Annotated in this window: 15 protein-coding genes and 1 pseudogene; 8 read left to right on the forward strand and 8 right to left on the reverse strand. The window is 52.1% G+C overall.

All coding sequences use genetic code 11. The features are described 5' to 3' along the window. The first annotated feature begins 2 nt into the window (after positions 1-2). From QUE74_RS16440 to QUE74_RS16470, 7 genes are all read left to right on the forward strand, one after another. On the forward strand, positions 3-302 hold the full coding sequence (locus QUE74_RS16440) for a hypothetical protein (RefSeq protein ID WP_001102247.1): 300 nt from the start codon (positions 3-5) through the stop codon (positions 300-302). Beyond that, positions 299-1,120, forward strand: a complete 822-nt coding sequence (locus QUE74_RS16445) for a PD-(D/E)XK nuclease-like domain-containing protein (RefSeq protein ID WP_000802271.1) — start codon at positions 299-301, stop codon at positions 1,118-1,120. Before QUE74_RS16440 ends, QUE74_RS16445 begins: the two co-directional genes overlap by 4 nt. Then, entirely contained in the window at positions 1,117-1,998 is an 882-nt protein-coding gene (locus QUE74_RS16450; protein ID WP_000063825.1) for a RecT family recombinase, read from the forward strand. The genes QUE74_RS16445 and QUE74_RS16450 overlap by 4 nt, the downstream gene beginning before the upstream one ends. Before the next feature lie 49 nt (positions 1,999-2,047). Next, on the forward strand, positions 2,048-2,296 hold the full coding sequence (locus tag QUE74_RS16455; protein WP_000675390.1) for a helix-turn-helix transcriptional regulator: 249 nt from the start codon (positions 2,048-2,050) through the stop codon (positions 2,294-2,296). A gap of 157 nt (positions 2,297-2,453) precedes the next feature. Continuing rightward, positions 2,454-2,705 carry a PerC family transcriptional regulator gene (locus QUE74_RS16460; RefSeq protein ID WP_001335975.1) on the forward strand — a complete coding sequence of 84 codons (252 nt, stop codon included), beginning with the start codon at positions 2,454-2,456 and terminating at the stop codon, positions 2,703-2,705. Then, complete coding sequence (locus QUE74_RS16465) at positions 2,698-3,348, forward strand: MT-A70 family methyltransferase (RefSeq protein WP_024238907.1); 651 nt, start codon at positions 2,698-2,700, stop codon at positions 3,346-3,348. The genes QUE74_RS16460 and QUE74_RS16465 overlap by 8 nt, the downstream gene beginning before the upstream one ends. Further along, positions 3,345-3,539 carry a DUF1382 family protein gene (locus QUE74_RS16470; RefSeq protein WP_001077943.1) on the forward strand — a complete coding sequence of 65 codons (195 nt, stop codon included), beginning with the start codon at positions 3,345-3,347 and terminating at the stop codon, positions 3,537-3,539. Before QUE74_RS16465 ends, QUE74_RS16470 begins: the two co-directional genes overlap by 4 nt. Positions 3,540-3,542: 3 nt before the next feature. Here QUE74_RS16470 and QUE74_RS16475 read toward each other — a convergent pair whose 3' ends face one another. The 3 genes from QUE74_RS16475 to guaB all read right to left on the reverse strand — a co-directional run bounded on the left by QUE74_RS16475 (position 3,543) and on the right by guaB (position 8,098). Further along, on the reverse strand, positions 3,543-4,793 hold the full coding sequence (locus tag QUE74_RS16475; protein ID WP_000954559.1) for a tyrosine-type recombinase/integrase: 1,251 nt from the start codon (positions 4,791-4,793) through the stop codon (positions 3,543-3,545). Positions 4,794-4,985: 192 nt separating this feature from the next. Then, positions 4,986-6,563 (reverse strand): glutamine-hydrolyzing GMP synthase, encoded by a 1,578-nt coding sequence (gene guaA, locus QUE74_RS16480; RefSeq protein ID WP_000138270.1) that lies wholly within the window; start codon positions 6,561-6,563, stop codon positions 4,986-4,988. 68 nt (positions 6,564-6,631) lie between these two features. Continuing rightward, positions 6,632-8,098 carry an IMP dehydrogenase gene (gene guaB / locus QUE74_RS16485; protein ID WP_001299507.1) on the reverse strand — a complete coding sequence of 489 codons (1,467 nt, stop codon included), beginning with the start codon at positions 8,096-8,098 and terminating at the stop codon, positions 6,632-6,634. A gap of 161 nt (positions 8,099-8,259) precedes the next feature. Here guaB and xseA point away from each other — a divergent pair, with 161 nt between their 5' ends. Next, a complete protein-coding gene (gene xseA / locus QUE74_RS16490; RefSeq protein ID WP_000937867.1) occupies positions 8,260-9,627 on the forward strand; it encodes an exodeoxyribonuclease VII large subunit in 1,368 nt (455 codons plus the stop codon). A 55-nt stretch (positions 9,628-9,682) separates the two neighbouring features. On the opposite strand, the pseudogene QUE74_RS16495 reads toward xseA, so the two are convergent. The 5 genes and pseudogenes from QUE74_RS16495 to der all read right to left on the reverse strand — a co-directional run bounded on the left by QUE74_RS16495 (position 9,683) and on the right by der (position 23,072). Further along, positions 9,683-17,780 (reverse strand): annotated as a pseudogene (locus QUE74_RS16495) (adhesion domain-containing protein). Between the two features lie 109 nt (positions 17,781-17,889). After that, the gene (locus tag QUE74_RS16500; protein WP_000801438.1) at positions 17,890-18,882 is read right to left on the reverse strand and encodes a SinI family autotransporter-associated protein; all 993 of its coding nucleotides are present in this window, start codon (positions 18,880-18,882) and stop codon (positions 17,890-17,892) included. Positions 18,883-18,937: 55 nt separating this feature from the next. Beyond that, a complete protein-coding gene (gene sinH, locus QUE74_RS16505) occupies positions 18,938-21,112 on the reverse strand; it encodes an intimin-like inverse autotransporter SinH (RefSeq protein WP_001360885.1) in 2,175 nt (724 codons plus the stop codon). 209 nt (positions 21,113-21,321) lie between these two features. Continuing rightward, entirely contained in the window at positions 21,322-21,537 is a 216-nt protein-coding gene (locus tag QUE74_RS16510; RefSeq protein WP_000422357.1) for a zinc ribbon domain-containing protein, read from the reverse strand. Positions 21,538-21,599: 62 nt separating this feature from the next. Then, positions 21,600-23,072, reverse strand: a complete 1,473-nt coding sequence (gene der / locus QUE74_RS16515; protein ID WP_001317982.1) for a ribosome biogenesis GTPase Der — start codon at positions 23,070-23,072, stop codon at positions 21,600-21,602. Between the last annotated feature and the right edge of the window lie 49 nt (positions 23,073-23,121).

Consider the following 23,121-nt stretch of genomic DNA (forward strand, 5'->3'; position numbering starts at 1 on the left):
GTATGAACGTTAATCAGCAGAAAAATCTTCAAAAAATCATGCTGGCATTCGACAAGGACTACCGCCTGTCAGAACAGCTATATGACCGACAAGTTGAACTGATTGATAGCATCCGGCTTCATCAACTGGCCTCAACTTTTGACGGTGTAACAGGCAAAGGCGTTCGCCAGGAAGTGCTGGAGGCAGCTAAAGACAGCCCTGAGTTCGAAGAACTTATGGATGCCTACCGTCGCGAGGCAATGGCAATTATCGCCCGCTGGGATCTGGCGGATCGGATTGATGGGCAGAGGGAAGCGGCATGAAACCGGGAATTTATTTCGACATCAGCAACGAAGACTACCACGCCGGTGACGGCGTGAGTAAGTCGCAACTGGACATGGTTGCCAAGAATCCGGCGCTTCTTAAATGGGTTCAGGCAGCACCAGAAGACGAAGAGAAAAAGTCTGCACTGGATATGGGAACCGCATTGCACTCTCTGCTTCTGGAGCCTGGAGAATTCGACAAACGCTTCATTGTTTCACCGAAGTTCGATCGTCGGACGAAACAAGGTAAAGCTGACGAAGAAGCATTTCTTCGTGATGTAGCGGATATGGGGATTACGGTACTTGATGCCGAGCAGTGGCGGAAACTGGAGCTGATGCGTGATAGCGCAATGGCTCACCCGGCGGCACGCTGGATGCTGGAAGCACCTGGTTACTGCGAAGCATCAATGTACTGGAATGATGAAGAGACTGGTGAGTTGTGCCGCATTCGTCCAGACAAATGGCTGAACGAGCACAACGTGATCGTCGACGTGAAAAAGGTTGCAGATATGGATCGTTTTGCACGCCACATCGAGGAATTCCGCTACCACGTGCAGGACGCAATGTACCGCGAAGGCGCAATGAGGGTTACTGGTCAGTCGCATGGTTTTTTCTTTCTTGCCGTGAGCGAAAGCATTGATTGTGGTCGGTATCCGGTACGCGTGTTCGAGCTGGATGCGCCGGATGTCGATGCCGGGCACGCTCTGTTCCGCCGGGATCTGAATACCTATCACGAATGCCGCATCAATGATGAATGGGGCGGCGTGGAAATTATTAAACGCCCTGACTGGGCACGTAAACAGGATATGTACGTATGAGCAATGATATCGCAATCACATCACAACCAGGCGCAACTGTAGGTACTGCTGCGGCAATCTTCAGCCCGGAGGGCATGAATCAACTGGTGCGTTTCGCGGAGTTGATGTCACAAAGCAAAGCGACTGTACCGAAACATCTTGAAGGCAAAACTGCCGATTGTCTGGCGGTGACCATGCAGGCGGCACAGTGGGGAATGAACCCTTTCGCCGTGGCGCAGAAAACGCATGTGGTAAACGGAACGTTAGGCTACGAAGCACAGTTGGTAAACGCGGTCGTATCCTCTTCCAGCCTGCTAGCGACACGCCTGAATTATCGCTGGAGCGGTGACTGGTCGAATGTTAACGGCAAAACAGATAAATCACCGAATCTGACGGTAACTGTGTCAGCAGTTCTTAAAGGAGAAGCAGAACCCCGTGAGCTTACCATCAGTATGGCGCAAGCCGGAGTGCGTAACTCTCCATTGTGGGAACAGGATCCGCGCCAGCAGCTTGCCTATCTTTGCACGAAACGATGGGCTCGCCTGCACGCTCCTGATGTGCTTCTCGGTGTTTACACCCCTGACGAATTACAGGAAACGGCACCGCGCGTTGAGCGAGACATTACTCCGCAAACAACTACTGCTGCGGGAATGAACAGTCTGATCAACGCTAAACCAGTGAAAAAGCCTGATGAGCAAACTCGTAAAGCGGATAGCCGTGATCCAGAAGAAATGCTGATGGCCTTTACCAGCGCAGCGATGAATTACAGCACTGTCTCCGAACTGGATAAGGCTTACAAATACATTGCACAAAAACTTTCAGATGATGACGAACTGCTGGCAAAAGCCACCGACGTTTACAGCGTTCGTCGGGAAGAATTAAACGAAACATCTATGTAACCACCACCGCGGCGCCACACGCGCCGCACTGCAACCAAGAGAGGTATTTATGAAAGGTGCATTAGGTAAGAAGGAACTCCTGGCGGTGGTGCCACTGTCATGGAGCACTATCGACCGTATGGAGCGCGCAGGGGAATTTCCTAAACGCTGGTATATCACTGACAAACGCTGCGCATGGAACCGTGACGAAGTTGAGCGTTGGCTTGATGAACGTCAGGCAGCAAGCCCGGCAGAGTTCCAGGGTAAAAAACCTCCTGTTCAGCAACGTGTATATCGTCCCGTGAGCAACGCTGCATGAGTGCGCTGCTAAGGCACTGGAGCAAATGGTCAGGATGGTACTTATTCCTGGCCTCTGTTTCAGCATGGCTTTATCTGCTGGCATTAATTTTCAGAGAGGGTTGGATTAAGTGAGAAAGTTAAGCCGACTTGAAAAATATCACATGAACAAGGTTTCAATGCGCAGTCCGTCAAAGATTGTCGCCGTTACTCCTGCGGCGATAGAGATCGAAAAACGCGCGATTGAAAGAGAGAAAAAAGGGCAGTTCCGCATTGCCGCCCACCTTTGGCTTCAGTGTATGGATGTTGCTTCTGGTGATGTTGAACGTGCAAGGATCGCGGTTCGCAGGGACCAATGTATCACAAAAGGTAACGGCCTTCGCCGTGGCGACTATAGCGGCATAGGATGTTGTGGGGTGGTTTATGACTAAGAAATACACACTAATCTATGCAGATCCACCCTGGGTATACCGGGACAAAGCCGCAGATGGTAATCGCGGTGCCGGTTTTAAATATCCGGTTATGAGTGTGCTGGATATCTGCCGCCTTCCTGTGTGGGATTTGGCCGATGAAAACTGTCTGTTGGCCATGTGGTGGGTGCCAACACAACCACTCGAAGCACTAAAAGTTGTTGAAGCCTGGGGATTCCGTCTGATGACGATGAAGGGCTTCACGTGGATAAAATGTGGTAGTCGACAACCAGATAAACTTGTTATGGGTATGGGACACATGACTCGCGCCAATAGTGAAGATTGCCTGTTTGCGGTAAAGGGAAAACTACCTCCGCGCATTAATGCAGGGATCGTTCAGTCATTTACCGCACCGCGGCTTGAGCACTCAAGAAAACCAGATGTCGTTCGTGAAAAACTTGTGCAATTGTTAGGCGATGTTTCTCGCATTGAACTATTCGCCCGCCAGTCGTCTCATGGCTTCGATGTTTGGGGTAATCAGTGCGAAGACCCGGCAGTGCAACTACACCCTGGATACGCGTTGGATATTGGCGGATTAACAAATGCATTCAGCAATTCTCCGCTGTCACCAACAGACAACCAGGGGCGGGAGCGTGCTGCATGAACAGGGCATCACCAGCAGATTTAAGAAAATGCCTTGAAACTGCAAACATGCTTGCACACAGCGGGATCAGGTTTGTTCCAATTCCCGCCGTCACTGATGCTGAATTTGCAACACTGTCAGCAATATTCGAAAACAAAATTGAATCACTGGCAGCAGAAGCAGAGATGGAAGAAAATCAGCAGAACTATTAAACGTTATTCCCCCGCCATCCACTTCTCAAACTTCGACGGGGAGAACGGAATCAGATCCGTATGCTCCCCGTTAATCCAGGAATCAATCATATCGGCCCACTGCTGCAACATGTAGGCGCGCTGTCTGGCGTATTCCGCTTTGTTATATACGGCGCGCACACCTTTCTGCTCATGTGCCAGAGCCTTTTCAATCCAGTCTGAAGGATAACCAGCCTCATGCAACAACGTACTGGCTGTACGGCGCATATCGTGTACGGTGAAGCCCTGAATATGCTCACCATCTTCATTTATTATTTTCACCGTTCTGTCGATCAGAGAGTTCAGCGCGGCATTAGATAATGGCTTCCGGAAATTGTAACGACCAGGAACCAGATATTCACTTCCACCAGCGCACATCTGCAACCCAACCAATATATCCTGTGCCTGTTTAGGCAGGTAAATAACGTGCGCCCGGCTTCCCTTCATGCGGTCTGAAGGAATTGTCCATGTCCATTTTTTAAAATCTATTTCATCCCACGTTGCATTGGTGAATTCGCCTTTACGAACCATAGTGATAAGCACCAGCTTTAAAGCCATTTTCATAGTGCCCATAGCACCAATGGCATCCAGCGTGCGGAAGAACAGGCCAATTTCTTCTGGTGTCAGTGTTCGCTCTCGTGGTTTAAATATGGCGATAGACGAAGGTTTAATGTCAGCCGCAGGATTAAACAAACCATGACCACGGTCATTGGCGTGACGGTATACGCTGCTGATGATCTCCCTGGCCTGTACTGCTGTTGCCCGACCACCGCGTTCGACAATCCGGTCACACAAATCACGAACCATCGATGTGGTAATTTCAGCCATCATTTTGTTGCCAAGAACCGGAAGTATGTCACGGTCGATCACCGCCTGCTTCATTGCGCGGGTACTGTCAGCCAGGATGACGTGTTTCATATAACTGTCGGTATGTACCGCAAACGTCTCGGCACCACGAATCTTTTTGATACCGTCACGTTTAGCCGCAGCCGGCGACTGGCCTGCTTTAAGCAGCTTCTTTGCAGCAATCAGTTCTTCTCGCGCTTCTGCCAGGCTGATACCGTCACGCCCATACTGCCCGATTACCAGTGTTTCGCGGCGACCGTTGATACGGTAGTCATAGCGAAACGAGACCGTGCCTGACGTAAGCACAGCTACATACAGCCCGTCACGATCGGAGACCTTGTACAGTTTGTCCTGCGGCTTGAGGTTTTTTAATTTTGTATCGGTAAGCACAATTCACCCGTATAGAAACCATTTTCATGACGGTATGAGAGTATACCTTTAAGGTAATACCGTCACCTGTACCGCCGAAAAATATGGTGTAGAGTGAATAGAAATGAATACATAAAAACAAAAACCCTCTGCAAAAACAGAGGGTTGAGTTGACATCTGAATAGGAATGATTTGCTATGAGTTAGCTGTTAATCATTCCCACTCAATAGTCGCCGGCGGCTTGCCGCTGATGTCATACACCACGCGGGAAATACCGTTCACTTCATTGATAATGCGGTTGGAAACGCGACCGAGGAAATCGTACGGCAGATGCGCCCAGTGTGCGGTCATAAAGTCGATAGTTTCGACAGCACGCAGAGAGACAACCCAGTCATACTTACGGCCATCGCCCATTACACCAACGGAACGTACTGGCAGGAAGACGGTGAACGCCTGGCTGACTTTGTCGTACAGGTCCGCTTTACGCAGTTCTTCAATAAAGATGGCGTCAGCACGGCGCAGCAGATCACAGTACTCTTTCTTCACTTCACCCAGAACACGAACGCCGAGGCCTGGTCCCGGGAACGGGTGACGGTAGAGCATGTCGTACGGCAGGCCCAGCTCCAGACCAATCTTACGCACTTCGTCTTTGAACAGCTCTTTCAGCGGTTCAACCAGGCCCATCTTCATCTCTTTCGGCAGGCCGCCCACGTTGTGGTGAGATTTGATGACGTGTGCTTTACCGGTTGCAGACGCGGCAGATTCGATAACATCAGGGTAGATAGTACCCTGCGCCAGCCACTTCACATCTTCCAGTTTCAGCGCTTCTTCATCGAATACTTCGACGAAAACGCGACCGATGATTTTACGTTTTGCTTCAGGATCGTTTTCGCCAGCCAGCGCTGACAAGAAGCGATCTTCTGCCGGAACGTGAACAATGTTCAGACCGAAGTGATCGCCAAACATATCCAGAACCTGCTCTGCTTCGTTAAGACGCAGCAGGCCGTTGTCGACGAATACGCAAGTCAGGTTTTTGCCGATTGCGCGGTGCAGCAGCATTGCGGTTACGGAGGAATCCACGCCACCAGAGAGGCCGAGGATCACTTTATCGTCGCCTACCTGCTCGCGGATACGGGCTACGGCATCGTCGATAATTTTCGCTGGCGTCCACAGGGCTTCACACTGGCAGATATCACGCACAAAACGCTCCAGCATGCGCATACCCTGGCGAGTGTGAGTTACTTCCGGGTGGAACTGTACGCCGTAGAAGCGTTTTTCTTCGTTAGCCATGATGGCGAACGGGCAGCTTTCGGTGCTGGCTACGGTGATGAAGTCGGACGGGATAGCGGTAACTTTATCGCCGTGGCTCATCCAGACATCGAGAAGTGGTTTACCGTCTGCGGTCAGCGCATCTTCGATACCGCGAACCAGTGCGCTGTCGTTTACGACTTCAACCTGCGCATAGCCAAATTCACGTTCGTTAGAGGCTTCAACATGACCGCCCAACTGCATTGCCATGGTCTGCATACCATAGCAAACGCCGAATACCGGTACGCCTGCTTCAAAGACATACTGTGGCGCACGCGGGCTGTTTTCTTCGGTGGTGCTTTCCGGGCCGCCGGAAAGAATAATGCCGCTTGGATTGAAGTCACGAATTTGTGCTTCTGTCACATCCCACGCCCACAGTTCGCAGTAAACACCCAGTTCACGCACGCGGCGCGCAACCAGTTGGGTGTACTGAGAACCGAAGTCCAGAATGAGGATGCGATGCTTATGAATGTTTTCCGTCATTGACGCTTATTCCGAGGCAAGTGAAACAGATAATATAAATCGCCCGACATGAAGTCGGGCGAAGAGAATCAGGAGCCCAGACGGTAGTTCGGGGACTCTTTAGTAATGGTCACGTCGTGAACGTGGCTTTCCTGAATGCCCGCACCGCTGATACGTACAAACTCCGCTTTAGTACGCAGTTCGTCGATAGTACCACAGCCGGTCAGGCCCATACAGGAGCGCAGGCCGCCCATCTGCTGGTGAATGATCTCTTTCAGGCGACCTTTATAGGCTACGCGACCTTCGATACCTTCCGGCACCAGTTTGTCGGCAGCGTTGTCGCTCTGGAAGTAACGGTCAGAAGAACCTTTGGACATCGCGCCCAGAGAGCCCATCCCACGGTAAGACTTGTAAGAACGGCCCTGGTAGAGTTCGATTTCACCTGGGGATTCTTCCGTACCTGCCAGCATGGAGCCTACCATCACCGCGCTTGCACCAGCAGCGATAGCTTTCGCGATATCGCCAGAGAAACGAATACCACCGTCAGCGATAACCGGAATCCCGGTGCCTTCCAGGGCTTCTACTGCGTCAGCAACGGCAGTGATCTGCGGTACACCGACGCCAGTAACAATGCGGGTAGTACAAATAGAACCTGGGCCGATACCCACTTTAACGGCACTGCAACCGGCTTCTGCCAGCGCGCGGGCACCTGCTGCTGTTGCCACGTTGCCGCCGATGATTTGCAGGTCAGGATATTTAGCGCGAGTTTCACGGATACGCTGCAGAACACCTTCAGAGTGACCGTGAGAGGAGTCGATCAGCAGAACGTCAACGCCTGCGGCAACCAGCGCATCAACACGCTCTTCGTTACCCGCACCTGCACCAACCGCTGCACCTACACGCAGACGGCCTTGTTCGTCTTTACAGGCGTTCGGTTTACGCTCCGCTTTCTGGAAGTCCTTCACAGTGATCATGCCGATCAGGTGGAATTCATCATCAACCACCAGCGCTTTTTCAACGCGTTTTTCGTGCATTTTTGCCAGCACAACTTCACGGGCTTCGCCTTCACGCACGGTTACCAGACGCTCTTTCGGCGTCATGTAAACGCTGACCGGCTGGTTCAGGTCGGTAACAAAACGCACGTCACGACCGGTGATGATGCCGACCAGTTCGTTTTCTTCGGTCACAACCGGATAGCCTGCAAAACCGTTACGCTCGGTCAGCTCTTTCACTTCGCGCAGCGTCGTGGTTGGCAGTACGGTCTGCGGATCGGTTACCACGCCAGATTCGTGTTTTTTCACACGGCGAACTTCTTCAGCCTGGCGCTCGATAGACATGTTTTTGTGGATAAAGCCTATACCGCCTTCCTGAGCCAGGGCGATAGCCAGGCGCGCTTCCGTTACGGTATCCATTGCTGCGGAGAGCATAGGGATATTCAGACGAATAGTTTTCGTCAGCTGGGTGCTGAGGTCAGCGGTATTCGGCAGAACGGTAGAATGTGCAGGAACGAGGAGAACGTCGTCAAACGTCAGAGCTTCTTTAGCGATACGTAGCATGGGCAATATCTCGACCAGAGTGGTTAATAAATATTGCCGCGGCATTATACAGAGCGTAACCGATTGCATCTACCCCTTTTTGCAAAAAATGCTTGCTATCCCCGGAGGGCGGGTTACTATCGACTGAATAACCTGCTGATTTAGAATTTGATCTCGCTCACATGTTACCTTCTCAATCCCCTGCAATTTTTACCGTTAGCCGCCTGAATCAAACGGTTCGTCTGCTGCTTGAGCATGAGATGGGGCAGGTGTGGATCAGTGGCGAAATCTCTAATTTCACACAACCGGCTTCCGGTCACTGGTACTTTACGCTTAAAGACGATAACGCCCAGGTGCGCTGTGCGATGTTCCGCAACAGCAATCGCCGGGTGACCTTTCGCCCACAGCATGGGCAGCAGGTATTAGTTCGCGCCAACATTACGCTGTATGAACCTCGCGGCGATTATCAAATTATTGTCGAAAGTATGCAGCCCGCCGGTGAAGGTTTGCTGCAACAGAAGTACGAACAGCTTAAAGCGAAGTTGCAGGCTGAAGGTTTGTTCGACCAGCAATTCAAGAATCCGCTACCGTCACCTGCGCACTGCGTGGGCGTTATCACCTCAAAGACCGGTGCTGCACTGCACGATATTTTGCATGTGTTGAAACGCCGCGATCCGTCTCTGCCGGTGATCATCTACCCGACCGCCGTTCAGGGCGATGACGCACCGGGGCAAATCGTTCGCGCCATTGAGCTGGCGAATCTTCGCAACGAATGTGACGTACTGATCGTCGGGCGTGGCGGTGGTTCGCTGGAAGATTTATGGAGTTTTAACGATGAACGCGTGGCACGGGCGATTTTTGCCAGCCGCATTCCGGTGGTTAGCGCCGTTGGGCATGAAACCGATGTGACGATTGCCGACTTTGTTGCTGATCTACGTGCGCCAACGCCGTCAGCTGCCGCCGAAGTGGTGAGCCGCAATCAACAAGAGTTACTGCGCCAGGTGCATTCAGCCCAGCAACGGCTGGAAATGGCGATGGATTACTACCTCGCCAACCGCACGCGACGTTTTACGCAGATTCATCACCGTTTACAGCAGCAGCATCCACAGCTCCGGCTGGCGCGTCAGCAAACCACCCTTGAGCGTCTGCAAAAGCGGATGAGCTTTGCGTTGGAGAATCAGCTTAAACGCGCCGGTCAGCAACAGCAGCGATTAACACAGCGGCTGAATCAGCAAAATCCGCAGCCGAAGATTCACCGTGCGCAAACGCGGATCCAACAGCTGGAATATCGTCTCGCTGAAACACTTCGCGCACAGCTTAGCGCCACGCGCGAACGCTTTGGTAATACAGTGACGCACCTCGAAGCGGTGAGTCCACTCTCCACGCTCGCACGCGGTTATAGCGTTACCAGCGCCGCTGATGGCGCGGTGCTAAAACAGGTTAAGCAGGTGAAAGTGGGTGAGACACTGACCACTCGCCTGGGCGATGGCGTAGTGATCAGTGAAGTGAGTGCTGTGACGAAAAGCCGCAAGCCGCGCAAGAAAACCTGATGACGCATTGCGAATCTTATTTACATCTTGGCCCCCATTTACAGACCCGTTAAGACTACTGGAAGCAGGTTGCAAACCCCGCAGTACTGGATGCCTGAATACCGCAGTTTTGTGTCCCCGCCCCTTCATCCATGCCACAATAGAACGAACCGGCCCGATCGGTAGAGAAATAGGGGAAGCTTATCGATGATGGCCATCCCAGCGCGCTAAAGCTGCTATGTAATGACTGTAAATCGGTATAGCTCGGTGCTTTACTAAAGTCACCGCACTGCTTTGCAACATCCCATTTTTGAGCATCGATCACATGTGCCAGCGCCCAGATTTCATTATTCACCGTTGGCGCCACTGCCGCTGTAGCCCCTGACGGCAACTCTGATTTCAATAGCGGGCGATGTAACGTCTTGCCACTTACTGTGGCGGTATCCGCCATATGCCCCCAGAAATACGCCGTGGCGACATTCGGGCTGGTCGGCACGGTGAAAATTGTGTCCAGCGTCGCCGTTATTGTGGCGTTATCCGTCAGCGTCACCGTCAACGGTGTTTTATATCCTGGCGTATTATCCTGACGAACAGTAAAACTTGCCGTACCGTCCGCCCCTGTCACACCATCAATCGTATTCCCACTGTCAGCCAGCGTTACCACCGTCCCGCTGGCAGGTTGTACCGTCATATCATCCATCGCCGCAACATTACCATACAACGTCGCCCCGCTGTTACGCGGCACGGCATCACCACGTTTTAAGGTGAACGCGACATTCGGTGCCGGCTTCCCGGTGCTGTCTTTTACGGTAACGACAATGGGCATGGCTTCACCTTTTTTTACCTTCGCCGCCTGAGTAATGGCATCCATCGCGGTCGATGTCAGCGTGACGCTGGAGACGGTCGCGCGAGGATTGACCAGACATCCCTGATACGCCGTACTCGCCGTCGACGACTCCAAACCATTACTCAGACTGACAACCAGGGCATTCCCCTGCCTGTTATCCAGTGCCCACCATGCATACTTCGTAGACCAGCCGATTTGAGTCGTCAGCGTGTTCCCCGGATAACGCGCATAGAGCGATGATAAATCATCGCTCAATGGGCGACGCGCCGATTCACATGGGCTGAGGTTGCCGTCTACCCTTTGCGTTGCGTTAAACAACGGCCACACTTCATTGTTATCCGTCACCTGACTGACTCCAGCGCTCGACGGCAGCTCTTTCAACAATTTAGGCCGTTCAAAGACCACGCCGTTTTCCGCCGTTACCGTATCTGGCATATGGCCCCAGTAGGTCGCCATTGCGGAATCCGGGCTGGTGACGACGGTAAAGATCGCATCAAGAACGCTGGTAGTTGCGACATCTCGCGCCAGTATAGCGGTGAATGGAATGGCCAGGCCGATGGTCTCAGGCTGTTCAACATTGAAAGTGGCCGTACCATCACTGCCGGTGAAACCTTGCCATTGCGTATCGTGTGCGGCCAGAGAAAACTCCGCCGACACAGGTGTCAATTCTGTCAACGTAATTGCATTTGCCGTCGTGTTCACTCCTGCTCCTGAACGACTCATCGCTGAACCACGCCTGAGCGTCACGGCCTCTCCCGCCAGCGGGTTACCATCACGATCTTTGACCGTCACCACAATTGGCAGTGGGTTACCTTTTTTCACTGACGCGCTGGGTCGCCCGCCATTACTGAGGGTTCTGGCGTTATCCATTGCGGATGACGTCAACATTACGCTGACGCCTGCCGGATGCGGCTTCGTCAGGCAAAGCATCAGCGCGTTGGTTGACGAGCTCTTCGCGATATCTCCTGCGCTCAGGCTGACAGTTTGATACTGCCACGTATATAAATCCGGCATGACCATATCATAAGCCCACCACTTGCCTGCATATATCGGCAGCCCCAGGTCAGTCTTTATCGCACCGTTGGGATGATCATTATACAAATCCAACAATTCATTACTGCGCGGTTGATTCTCCAGCGGACAATCTGTCGATGTTAAATTTTGAAAGTTGCTCATATACGACCACACTTCACCATTGCCGTTAGTGCTAATCGATGACCCTGAAGTCGCTTCGGCTTTCAGCAGCGGTCGTCTGAAGGTGACGCCTGCCGAACTGGTAAAGGTGTCCGGCATGTGCCCCCAGAATTTCGCGCTCGGTGAGTCCGGGCTGGTTATCACCGTGTAGATAACATCCAGCGTGGCGGTTTTGGTTGTATCGCGCGCCAGCGTGACGGTTATCGGTGTCGCCAGACCGGTCGTGGCATTCTGACTCACTTCAAAGGTGGCTGTGCCATCACTGCCCGTTGTTCTGAGCACTTTTGACCCATTTGCCGTCAGCCCAGCGTCGCTGTTCACGGGTATCAATGACTTCACGGTAAGATCGTCCGCATTTGAGTTAACGGTTGCTTTCGAGCGATCCAGCGTCGTTTCACGCGTGAGGGTAAAGTCGGCGTAGGGCACCGGGTTCCCGGCGCTATCACGTACGGTCACCGTCAGCGGAATCGTCTCACCTTTCTTCGCCACGGCGCTCGGTCGACCACCATTGCTGGCCGTTTTTGCCACATCCTGCGCTGTTGAAGTGATCGCTATCGTCGCCGGAACGGTATGCGGTTCCACCAGGCACATCACTACCGCCGTATAACTGGACGATGCCTGAACTATCTGACCATTAACGAGCGAATATGCCTGGTTGCTCCAGCTGCTGCCAGAAACCGTCATCATGTCGTAGGCCCACATATACCCTGCGGAAGTCGGCAAGCCGAGCACCGTGCCCAACTGGTTGTTAGGGTAATCCGCATACAACCCCTGCATGTCAGTCATCAGCGGTTGATAACTCTCATCACATCCAGCCTTGCTGGCATCCATTTTCTCCGTTGCTGTCAGACGCGACCAGACTTCATTATTAGTCGTAACCGCCGTACCACCAGAAAGTTCAGCTTTGAGGAAAGGCCGTTTGAAGGTGACGCCTTCGCTGCTGGTAAAGGTTTCCGCCATATGCCCCCAGTTGGCCGCCAGCGGTGTATCCGGGCTGGTGACGACGGTGAAGATCACTGGCAAGGTGTTCGACGACACCCCGGTATCATTCAACAGGGCATAAAAGTCGGTTTTAAGTCCGGTGGACGCATCCTGTCGGAGTGTTATCGTGGTGGTTCCGTCTGGCCCGGTCACGCCATACACGGTGGCCGATGCATTGGTATCAACTGTACTGGCCGCTGCGGGTGTCACCGAAACCGTCTGCATCGTCACTAATACATTCTGGCGATTGAAAGAACTGCTGCGCTTCAGTGTAAACGGCGTATTACCCACCGGGTTTCCTTGCGCATCTTTGGTCGTGACGCGAATAACAACCTCATCGCCTTTTTTCACTTTAATGGCGCTCAGATTATCGTCAACCTTAACGAATTGCGTGGCGTCCGCAGGCTCCAGAGACACGTGGCTGGCAACAGCCGCAGGTGTTGTGCGACAGGTTTGTAATACCAGCACGGTGGTCACGATTTGAGAAACCGCGCCAGAATTCAGCTGCACCACATTGTAATAACGGTTACTTAATTGCGTATCACTCGGTGTATTGGTGAGATAACTGGTTGCTACCGGCCATCCCTGCACTGTACCCATCGCATTACCACTATTGGCACTGTACAAAGACTGCAGGCCATCCAGTGTCGGCATATACTCTGCACCGCATCCATCCATATCGGTGTTATTTGACTGAACCACACTGAATCTTGCCCAATCTTCACCATTCTCAAAAGTGCTATAGCGTGCATAGTTATTGGTAAGTTCTTTAAACAGTAATGGTCGCTTATACGTCATGCCATCAGAGGCCGTTACCGTTTCAGGCATGTGCCCCCAAAAATTCGCTTTAGGAGAATCTGGGCTGGTTACCACGGTAAAGACCACCGGGAGGGTCGCCTGAACGCCGCTGACGCCATCCAGTGATGCCGTGAGATCGGTTCTTAACCCGGTACTGTTATCCTGTTTCAGCGTAAAGGTTGTCGACCCGTCAGCCCCCGTCACGCCATAGATCATTTCAGTTGTTGCCTGAAAATTACTCCGCGTATTTCCCCAGGCATCGGCTACGGTCAGCGCACCTGCACTCGCTGTCGCTGATGTATACCTCCGGTTTATGCTGGTGGCACGTTTCAGAATAAACGCCGCATTGCCAACCGGGTTACCTTGCGCATCTTTCGTGGTGACGCGCACTACCGACTCTTCGCCTTTTTTGGCTTTAACTACACTCAGTGTATCGTCAACATAAACCAGAGCCGCAGGATCTGCCGCTTCCAGTAGAATCTGGGTCACCGTGGTGACCGGCGTGGTTTGACAGGTCAGTAGATCCAGTGTCGACGTTGACACCATGGCACTGGTGCCATTACCGAGATCCACCGCTTTGTAGTTACGCTGTTCCATGCCAGTGTTGTCGGGCGTGCTGGATAAATAACGCGTTACAACCGGCCAGCCCTGGACGGTTTTTATGGTATTGCCGGCGTGATTATCAAACAACGACAACAACCCAGCCTGAGTGGGAACATAGCTAGCGCCGCAGCCGCTACTGGTTGAGTTCGCCTGGGTTTGGGTAAACAGCGCCCAGTTTTCATTGTCTTCGAATATTGATGTTCGCCCGGTCTGACTTGACAGTTCCTTTAACAGCAATGGGCGTTTAAAAACGGTACCATCTGCCGCCGTTAAGGTTTCCGGCATATGGCCCCACATTTTCGCTTTGCTACTATCCGGGCTGGTGACCACAGTAAAGATCGTATCCAGGCTGTCTTTTTTCGTCGCATCAGAGTAAAGCGTCGCCGTCAGCGCCGTTTTGGTGCCGTGAGTATCCGGGCGTGTAATATTGAGGATTTTGCTGCCGTCGCTACTGGTCATGGCAGTATAAAATCCCGCGGTGTCGTTCAACGTCGTTTCATCCGCCAGCCCACTGTTAATCACCACCGGTGCCACCAGCGCATCGCCACTACCGGCAATATGTTTTTCGCCCGTGCGGGTATAACCGTCTCCGCGACTGAGTTTAAATGGCATATCCGTGAGCGGATTACCCTGCGCATCTTTTACCGTTACCTTAACCCGTAGCGTTTCGCCTTTTTTCAGCTTCGCCGCGTTATTTCCGGCAGCCCACTGTGCGTTATCAACCACATCCAACGTAATGCTGCTGGCAGGTTTGTTCGCCGTCGTCAGGCAACTGACGTAAACCGGCGTATCGCCGCCGATAGCCTGTGCGCCGTTATCCAGGGCAATGGTGTAATAGTGCGGCGTTACATCCGCGGGGGAACTGCTCCAGTAGGGCTGACGCTGCGTCGGCCAGCCGTGTGTGGTTTGCACCGCATTGCCGTTATTAGCGTCATAGAGCGCATTGAGCTGTGAGCGGCGCGGCAGCATATTGGCTCCGCAACCGCCTTTACTGGTAATGGCCGTACTTGCCTGGCTAACACGCGCCCAGACTTCGTTTTTTTCCGTTAATGTGCCATCCGGACTGGTGATTTCTGCTGCCAGCTTAGGCCGGGTAAAGGTTAATGAATCAACGGTAATCGTTTCATCCATATGGCCCCACATCTGCGCCCCACTAACATCCGGGCTGGTTGGGGTGGTAAAAATAACATTGTAATTAATGGCATTTGGTAGATGGGAATTGACCGGCGTAATGCTCAGCACGGTTCTTAACCCCACCCCTTGGGGTTGCTCTATTTCGACCGTTGCTACACCTTGTGCATCTGTCGTACCCGTGTAGACCATAGAGGGCTGCGATGTGCCGTATTGCGTGCCATTCATCGTGATTGCGCCGCTGCTCGGGTCATCAAACCCGCTCACCTGCCCCGCTCGGTTATACCCCATGCCTTTAGTGATGGTGAAGGCTGTAAAGGGAACGGGGGTATTATTGAGCGCGTTAATCGTACGCACGGTCATCACGATGGTGTCTCCCACTTTGGCCTGTGCTTTGCTGCCGAGAGTAATATCGTGATCGGTGCTGACTTCAACGTTCGCTACCATCTCATTGCCCGAACAGGAGAGATAATTTCGCTTAAAGCCGGAGTAGCTGTCGACGCTCCCGTTCGCCAAATTCACCGATGAATGCGTGGCTTGCTCCGCCGCGCTTAAGTAGCTCTGTTGTGCGGTGGGCCAGCCATATTCCGTGCCGATGGCGTTGCCTGGATGGGCAGTAAATAAGCCTTCCAGCGAACTCTGCCGGGGTATATGGCCCACACCGCATTCTGCCTGCATACTGGTGTCTTGATCGAACAGCGCCCAGTCTTCGTTATTTTCCCGCACCGATCCCAGTTCATGCTCAGTTTCATCCGCAAGTAATGGGCGTTTGAACAGACTGCCAGATACAACAATGCCGCGCATATGGCCCCACATCCGCGCCTTGTCGCTGTCCGGACTGGTGATCACAGTAAAAATCACGTCTTTGGCATCCGTGGCCGTAAAATTGCTGCGCATTTTCGCCGTGATATGGGTTTTCACGCCTGCGCCGTCGGGCTGGCTCAGGGTTAGCGAAGCCTGACCGTTGACATCGGTCATGCCTTCATAGGTGTGAGCATCAACCTGTTGCAAATTCGAACCACCAGTAATCTGCACCGGATGGGCTTCCCAGGCAGGATCGGTTTGATTTTTGCGGTTAACACCGTCATCCAGATGCAGCGAGAAGTAGTAATACGCCAGCGGTTGATCGTTATTTTTATTGTCGGTGATTGTCAGACGCATCGAGGCGTCTTCACCCACCTTCGCTTTCATCGCCTGTGCCGTATCATCATAGTTTTCGGGCGTAAGGACGATTTTCGGTTCGACGTCAGGCGCGGGTTTATCCACGCAGCTCACAAGAAACGGGGTGCTATCCGGCTTTTGCATTTCACCACGGTTTGAAACATCCGCCGCATGGTGCTGCCCGGTGGTGCCCGGTGGTGCCCGCCAGCGATGACCAGTAATAATCCCCCTGCATCGGCCAGCCAAGGACTGTCTGCACCGACGTGGGGATAACGGTCGCCAGCGCGCCGAAGTGGCGCATGCCGGGCAGCACGGTGCAGTGGCTATCTGCGCCGCTCCAGGTGAAGGTGGACCAGGTTTCGTTATGATCGACGACCGTGGCGCTTTCATTGCTGACTTCTGCCGCCAGCTTTGGTCGACTGAAGGTGTAACCGTGGGCTTCTACCGTCTCCGCCATATGGCCCCACATCGTAGCCTGCGCCACGTCCGGGCTGGTGAGTACCGTAAAAATCACCGCGGTTTCGCTGGTTTGCGCAAAACCGGAGATGCTGACCACCAATGGCGTTTTGACGCCAGGGCCATTCGGTTGGCTCACCGTGATGGTGGCCGTGCCGTTGGCATCAGAAGTGCCATGGTATTCGGTATCCGTCGTCGTTAACTCGGTGCTATCCAGTATCACCGGCGCACTATTATTCACCGCCCCCTGGCGATTTTCAGCATCTTTACGTTTGATAATAAACGGAATATTACCCGCGACGTTGCCCTGACAATCTTTAGTGGTGACGGTGAGCGTGATGGTGTCGCCAACGGTGGTTTTTGCCGCCGCGATCGTTTCGTTATAACCACTGGCGCTCACCGAGATTAAATCGCCCTGCGCGGGCGCGATGTTCAGGGTCACTTTCTGGTCCACCAGCGCCACCGTCCCCGCATAGGGATACCCGGTCGAGGTAAGCAGGTAGAGCAGTGGGAGGGTTTGCTGCGCATCAATCTGCGGCCAGGCCACCAGCGAGCGTCCGGCCAGCCCCTGAGCGCAAAAGCTACGGTTAGCAATGGGTTGTGGGTTAAGGGGCACATCGGGCGTGGCGGCATCGGCCCACATCAGGCTGACGGTAGGGGGTGTTTGATTTTCCCAGCGCAGCGCAGGTGGTGTGGAAAACTGGTCGCCTTCATTGTCCTGAGGATTAGCAACAATCAGGTTAGCAGCGTCATCGTCAACGCTAAATTCATTCGGTTTAGCAGTAAACCCGACATCATGAGATTCAGCAGGATTAAGCTGAACACTGCCCTGATAGACGGGTACGCTGGCGCTGTCGGCAAAAGGAACGGTTCCGTTAAACTCGCCTGTAGAATCAGGATATGTCTGCCATTCCGCCCCTGCCCGTGCAAAGTCAGACAGCATAAAAGCTGCCAACATGCCCAGAAGCATAATGATTTTCCCAGGTTTCAGACATACCGACATGTAGAAAACTCCAGCATGATAAACAAAACATCAACCTGTTTTGCTTAACGCGTCGCTAAGCAAAACAGGCGGAAAACAGCATCCCCGTATGGGAATGCTGTTGTGCGCATTAGTGGTGTTTGTAAATAATTGACAGCGTATAGCCCTGAACGCCGTCGCCGTTTGCCGGGATCGCAAGACCACTCTTACCATTACGGTCACTACCGTTAAGGCTGGTTCTTGCTTCTTCGTTAGTTTGCGGGATAACAATGTCATTGTTATCGAAGCTGGCATTAGCAATACCGCCCGCCGCACCGAGTTGTTTACTGTTACCGTTAAAGACCCATGCAAAGTCATAGTTAGCGGTAACGTCCATATCCGTACCTGCGTCGTATTTACCGTTCTGGTTTTCATCCGAGTACAGTTTGGCCACATACGTTTTGTTAAGCGCAATGGCCGTATTACCACCGATAAGGTTGGTAGTGGTGCCTTTCTCGAAGATGGCAACTTTCAGATTCTGGTTCACAACCGGGCCGGGATCGACATTGTCCGTATCGCTGCCGCCACCGCTGGCCGTTGAAATATCCAGCAGAGTCAGCGACGTTCCCTGGAAAGGATTACCGGTCTGGGTGATGGGCTGGATTTCAACACCGATATAACGCCCACGTTCGTCATCAGTGAGTTTATAACTCGTCTTGCCTGCCGCTGCGGTCAGCTCCGTTTTACCGCCACCCGCATTATCGCTGTAACTGTACCATTTGATAGTGGCTGTCGTTTTCGCATCAATGCCTGCGGGACCATCATCAATATCCCCTTCGGTATCGCCGATATCCCAACCCAGCGTGATGGTATCCCCTGAGTAAAGGCGTTTATCCGTCTCGCTACCTTCAGGACGGGTCCCTTTACCATCAGACGTCACTTTAATGTGATCCGCATCTTCCGAGTTAATCGTGGCATTCCCCCCTTCGCGATAGAGCCAGGGTATAGTCCCCTCGAATTCAGCGGTCGTTCCACTGGCGACCCAGGCGGCATCTTCCGCCATAGCGGCTGGTACGGCACAGTATCCAGCCAGCATCAACGCGAGCGCGACTTTTGTCAGGCCACGTTTCATATCAGGTTTCATAAACACTCTCCTTGATTAATATTCAGCGGTGGCCCGATCAGCCATGGCGCCGACCCTATTTCTTGCTGTAATTGACCTGCAAACCGTATCCCTGCACGCCATCGGTTACCTGGGCACTAAACTTTGCTGCCGCGTCCTTGTTGGTTGCCGGAATCTCTATATCGACGTTCGTGGTATTGGTTTGCGCACCGGTATTGCCATTTACGCTATTCCCCGTGAATTCCCACTGATAGTCATACTGTTTCATCTCGTCGTCAGTGAGCTTCTCAGAAAGCTGGAACACGCCGTCTTTGTTAGCGTCGCGCCACAGCACAAAGCGATAGCGGCTATTGAGAGGCAACGGTTCTTTGTTGCCGATAAGATTGACGAGCTTAGCTGCACCAACGCGGTAGATAAAAGCATTCAGCCCGCCGATGTCAGAACCCAGGAACGTTACGTCAACATAGTTACTGTCATCATAAGGGGCGGCTTTCGCCTTCCAGCGGAAAGTACCGGGCAACGTACTGGAGAGCGTAACGGTCCCCTTTTCTTTATCTTGTTTGGCGATAAAAACGCACGGCACTTCAGTGGTGCAGGGTTTATTCGTCAGCGTCACTTTTTTATCGTTGGCATCAAACAGCTGCGGGCTGAGATTATCCTGCGGCAAGACATTACCGTTACGGTCAGTGTTGTCGCCAAAGCTATCGGTAATGTCGAGATCCATGACGACACCATCTACACCATCCGCTTGCGCGCTGGCTTCGTGGCTGTGATTGTTCTCATCCGGTACATTGGCGATGTTGTTAACGATGAGCTCAATTTTACGATCCTGCTGAACGGTGATTTCCACCACGCCGGAGTTCTGCCGATTGCCTTTTTCATCTTCCAGCGCCAGCCGTACCCGCCAGGTATTGAGTTTTTCCTGGTCGGCTTTATCAGAGCTGTACTGCCAGGCAGGCAGCACCAGATTCCAGTGATTGTTGTTACCTTCAGTAAGCGTATTTTCTTTGATAACCGGCATCACCAGCGTACGTGCAGCATTGTTTTTCGCCTGCCAGGAGGCAGCAACGATTTTGTAGTGATGATTAATGAGCGCGTTAATGGTCCACTTACATTTTTCCAGCCCGATGGCTGCTTCTGGCGTATCTTTAATCACGCACTCGGGATGTTCATTCGTCGCATCGGCTTTCAGCCACAAAGTGACATCGAGCGGATCTTTCTCTTTGTATTCCAGAACAATAAAGTTGTTACGTTCAACAAAGTCGTGGCGGCTGCCCATGAGCGAGTGAGCCGCGTTCACTTTGTCAGGATCAAGCTGGTCTTTGAGCGGGACACCAAACTGGTAGTTCAGCGTTGCGTTAACAGAAAGATCGGTATTATCGCCAGTGCCGGCTTTGAAATCCGTTCCTACGGCAATGAGTGGTACGGGCTGGTATTTCACACCCAGCGTGACGGCGAAGGGATCTTTCTCCAGATTATCGGTGCCAAAAAGCGCGACTTCATCACCGTAATATTGTTCGAAAACGATTTTGCCGCCAATCTGCGGGTAAGCGGGTAGCCAGGTTTCGGCGCGAATATCCCAACCGCGCGCAGGACGCTCCTCATAAAAATCGAAATCTTCGGAGTCTTTCCAGTCAGAAAGCGGGTGATAATAGTTGCCAGAGAATTTTAAATAATCAGTCCACGCTTCGGCGCCTAAACCTAAACGGCGATGCCCACGGGTAAAATCATAATCATAAAATATATTTCCACCCAATAACCATCTATCAAAATTATGTCTTACACCAAGCCCAATATTCCCGATCGTACGATCTTCTTTTCGTTGTGCAGAAAATTGGCTGAAATAAACAGTAGTTTGATTATCATACCAGGGAACAAAATAGTCGATGGAACTGCCATCCAGATCGCCGCCCTGACCAAGAGAAAGATTCGTTCGGACCTTACCGTAGGGGGAGAGTGTATCCTCAATATAAGATTGTGTCGTAGAGGTAATTTGACTTTGCAGATAGCTTCTGGCCTGGGACTCCAGCGCCTCGGGTGTCAGGTTTTCAAACCCTTGCGTGGCAGAGTTAATGACGTAATCGGCACCACGCTCTTTTAGCGATTTACCCTTGTTGGTTTGTTCTTCCTGTTGTGCGGCCTGACTACCTAAATCAGGTAACGATTCTTTATGCTCAACATTTATCTCTGGAGCCGCAAAAGCAGCTCCAGAGATAAATGTTAGCATAATACAGCGTTTCCATCGCAGCATGCACATCCCCTGTGACATTAATAATGCTTAAAATTAGCTCTAATATTCTATTCCAGATTATTCAGAAAGGCACGCCAGGAAAACTAAATATAATCTTAAATTTATAACACAGTGATTTTGCTCACTTACATTTGCGTTTCAACAAATAAAATAGGATGCAATCATTTATATTATGAATACAAATGATTACACCATATATTTAAATAATATTAAGCAACAATAAATTCAACGCGCTTTTTGGATATTAAACCGTGCCCATGCTGGCAGAAATAATCTACTGCACCACAAGCTTTTAACACCTGTAATGGCTGATGGCAGTCAGGACAAAGCGCCTGAATGGTGAAATCTTTGGCACAAGTTGCACAGTGGGCAGTTTCACCGTTGCGTTCGAGAGGGTTATGGCAGGTTGGGCAGTTGAGTTCCATAAATACTCCTCGCCTGTTGTTCAGTTTCCCTCTCCGTTTGGAAAGGGAAACCAGATAAGTGATTACTTACTTTTCTTAATATGCTTCATCAAACGCTTACGCTTGCGCATTTGGGTCGGCGTCAAGGTGTTACGCTTGTTCGCATATGGGTTTTCCCCTTCTTTGAACTGAATACGAATCGGCGTACCCATCACGTCCAGAGACTTGCGGAAGTAGTTCATCAGATAACGCTTATAGGAATCAGGCAGGTCTTTCACCTGGTTGCCGTGAATCACCACAATCGGCGGATTGTAACCACCGGCGTGGGCATATTTCAGCTTCACACGACGCCCGCGAACCAGCGGCGGCTGGTGATCTTCAACCGCCATGGTCATGATACGCGTCAGCATAGATGTCCCCACACGACGGGTGGAACTGTCATACGCTTCACGTACTGACTCAAACAGGTTACCAACGCCGCTGCCGTGTAATGCAGAGATAAAATGCACACGGGCGAAGTCGATAAAGCCCAGACGGAAGTCCAGCGTCTCTTTTACTTGCTCTTTCACTTCCTGGCTCAGGCCGTCCCACTTGTTCACTACAATCACAAGTGAGCGCCCACTATTGAGAATAAAGCCCAGCAAGGAGAGATCCTGATCGGAAATACCCTCGCGAGCATCAATCACCAACATCACCACGTTGGCATCTTCAATCGCCTGCAATGTTTTGATTACGGAGAATTTCTCTACCGCATCGGTGATTTTGCCGCGTTTACGTACGCCCGCAGTATCGATGAGTACATACTCACGTCCATCGCGTTCCATTGGAATGTAAATACTGTCACGCGTGGTGCCCGGCATGTCGTAAACTACGACGCGTTCTTCGCCAAGGATACGGTTAGTGAGTGTAGACTTACCGACGTTAGGACGACCCACTATCGCCAGTTTGATTGGCAGACTTTGCGGGTCAAAGTCGTCTTCCTCTTCTTCTTCGCCGTTCTCTTCCGCTTCAAATTGCGCCCAGTACTCAGCGTCTTCATCCACTTCTTCTTGTGGTGCGAGATCTTCCATCCACGGCAGCAGCACGTGCTCCAGCAGACTTAATACGCCACGCCCGTGAGATGCGGCGATCGGGTAGATTTCACCTAAACCGAGCGAATAGAAATCAACAACGGCCTGATCCGGATCCAGACCATCGGTTTTGTTTGCCACCAGGAAGGTCGGTTTTTCGCGGGAGCGCAGATGTTTAGCAATCGCTTCATCCGCAGGCATCAGGCCCGCGCGCGCATCCACCATAAACAGTACGACGTCCGCTTCTTCAATCGCCAGCAGCGACTGTTCCGCCATGCGGGTTTCTACACCGTCTTCTGTTCCGTCAATCCCGCCGGTATCAATACAAATAAACTCGCGGCCTTCAATTTCCGCACGACCGTACTTACGGTCACGAGTCAGACCCGGGAAATCCGCAACCAGCGCATCTCGGGTGCGAGTTAGACGGTTAAATAACGTGGATTTTCCTACGTTAGGGCGCCCGACAAGCGCGACCACAGGTACCATGTTTAAAGCCTCATTTTTATAAATCATCAGACAACGCACGCTATATTCG

Source organism: Escherichia sp. 10290, assembly GCF_030295155.1.
Classification (GTDB): Bacteria; Pseudomonadota; Gammaproteobacteria; order Enterobacterales; family Enterobacteriaceae; genus Escherichia; species Escherichia coli_F.

Coding starts and splice junctions, on each gene's coding strand:
- xseA (WP_000937867.1), top strand. CDS start 8,260: ATGTTACCTTCTCAATCCCCTGCAATTTTTACCGTTAGCCGCCTGAAT.
- QUE74_RS16450 (WP_000063825.1), top strand. CDS start 1,117: ATGAGCAATGATATCGCAATCACATCACAACCAGGCGCAACTGTAGGT.
- QUE74_RS16470 (WP_001077943.1), top strand. CDS start 3,345: ATGAACAGGGCATCACCAGCAGATTTAAGAAAATGCCTTGAAACTGCA.
- QUE74_RS16510 (WP_000422357.1), bottom strand. CDS start 21,537: ATGGAACTCAACTGCCCAACCTGCCATAACCCTCTCGAACGCAACGGT.
- QUE74_RS16455 (WP_000675390.1), top strand. CDS start 2,048: ATGAAAGGTGCATTAGGTAAGAAGGAACTCCTGGCGGTGGTGCCACTG.
- sinH (WP_001360885.1), bottom strand. CDS start 21,112: ATGCTGCGATGGAAACGCTGTATTATGCTAACATTTATCTCTGGAGCT.
- QUE74_RS16445 (WP_000802271.1), top strand. CDS start 299: ATGAAACCGGGAATTTATTTCGACATCAGCAACGAAGACTACCACGCC.
- QUE74_RS16500 (WP_000801438.1), bottom strand. CDS start 18,882: ATGAAACCTGATATGAAACGTGGCCTGACAAAAGTCGCGCTCGCGTTG.
- QUE74_RS16440 (WP_001102247.1), top strand. CDS start 3: ATGAACGTTAATCAGCAGAAAAATCTTCAAAAAATCATGCTGGCATTC.
- guaA (WP_000138270.1), bottom strand. CDS start 6,563: ATGACGGAAAACATTCATAAGCATCGCATCCTCATTCTGGACTTCGGT.
- guaB (WP_001299507.1), bottom strand. CDS start 8,098: ATGCTACGTATCGCTAAAGAAGCTCTGACGTTTGACGACGTTCTCCTC.
- QUE74_RS16465 (WP_024238907.1), top strand. CDS start 2,698: ATGACTAAGAAATACACACTAATCTATGCAGATCCACCCTGGGTATAC.
- QUE74_RS16460 (WP_001335975.1), top strand. CDS start 2,454: ATGCGCAGTCCGTCAAAGATTGTCGCCGTTACTCCTGCGGCGATAGAG.
- der (WP_001317982.1), bottom strand. CDS start 23,072: ATGGTACCTGTGGTCGCGCTTGTCGGGCGCCCTAACGTAGGAAAATCC.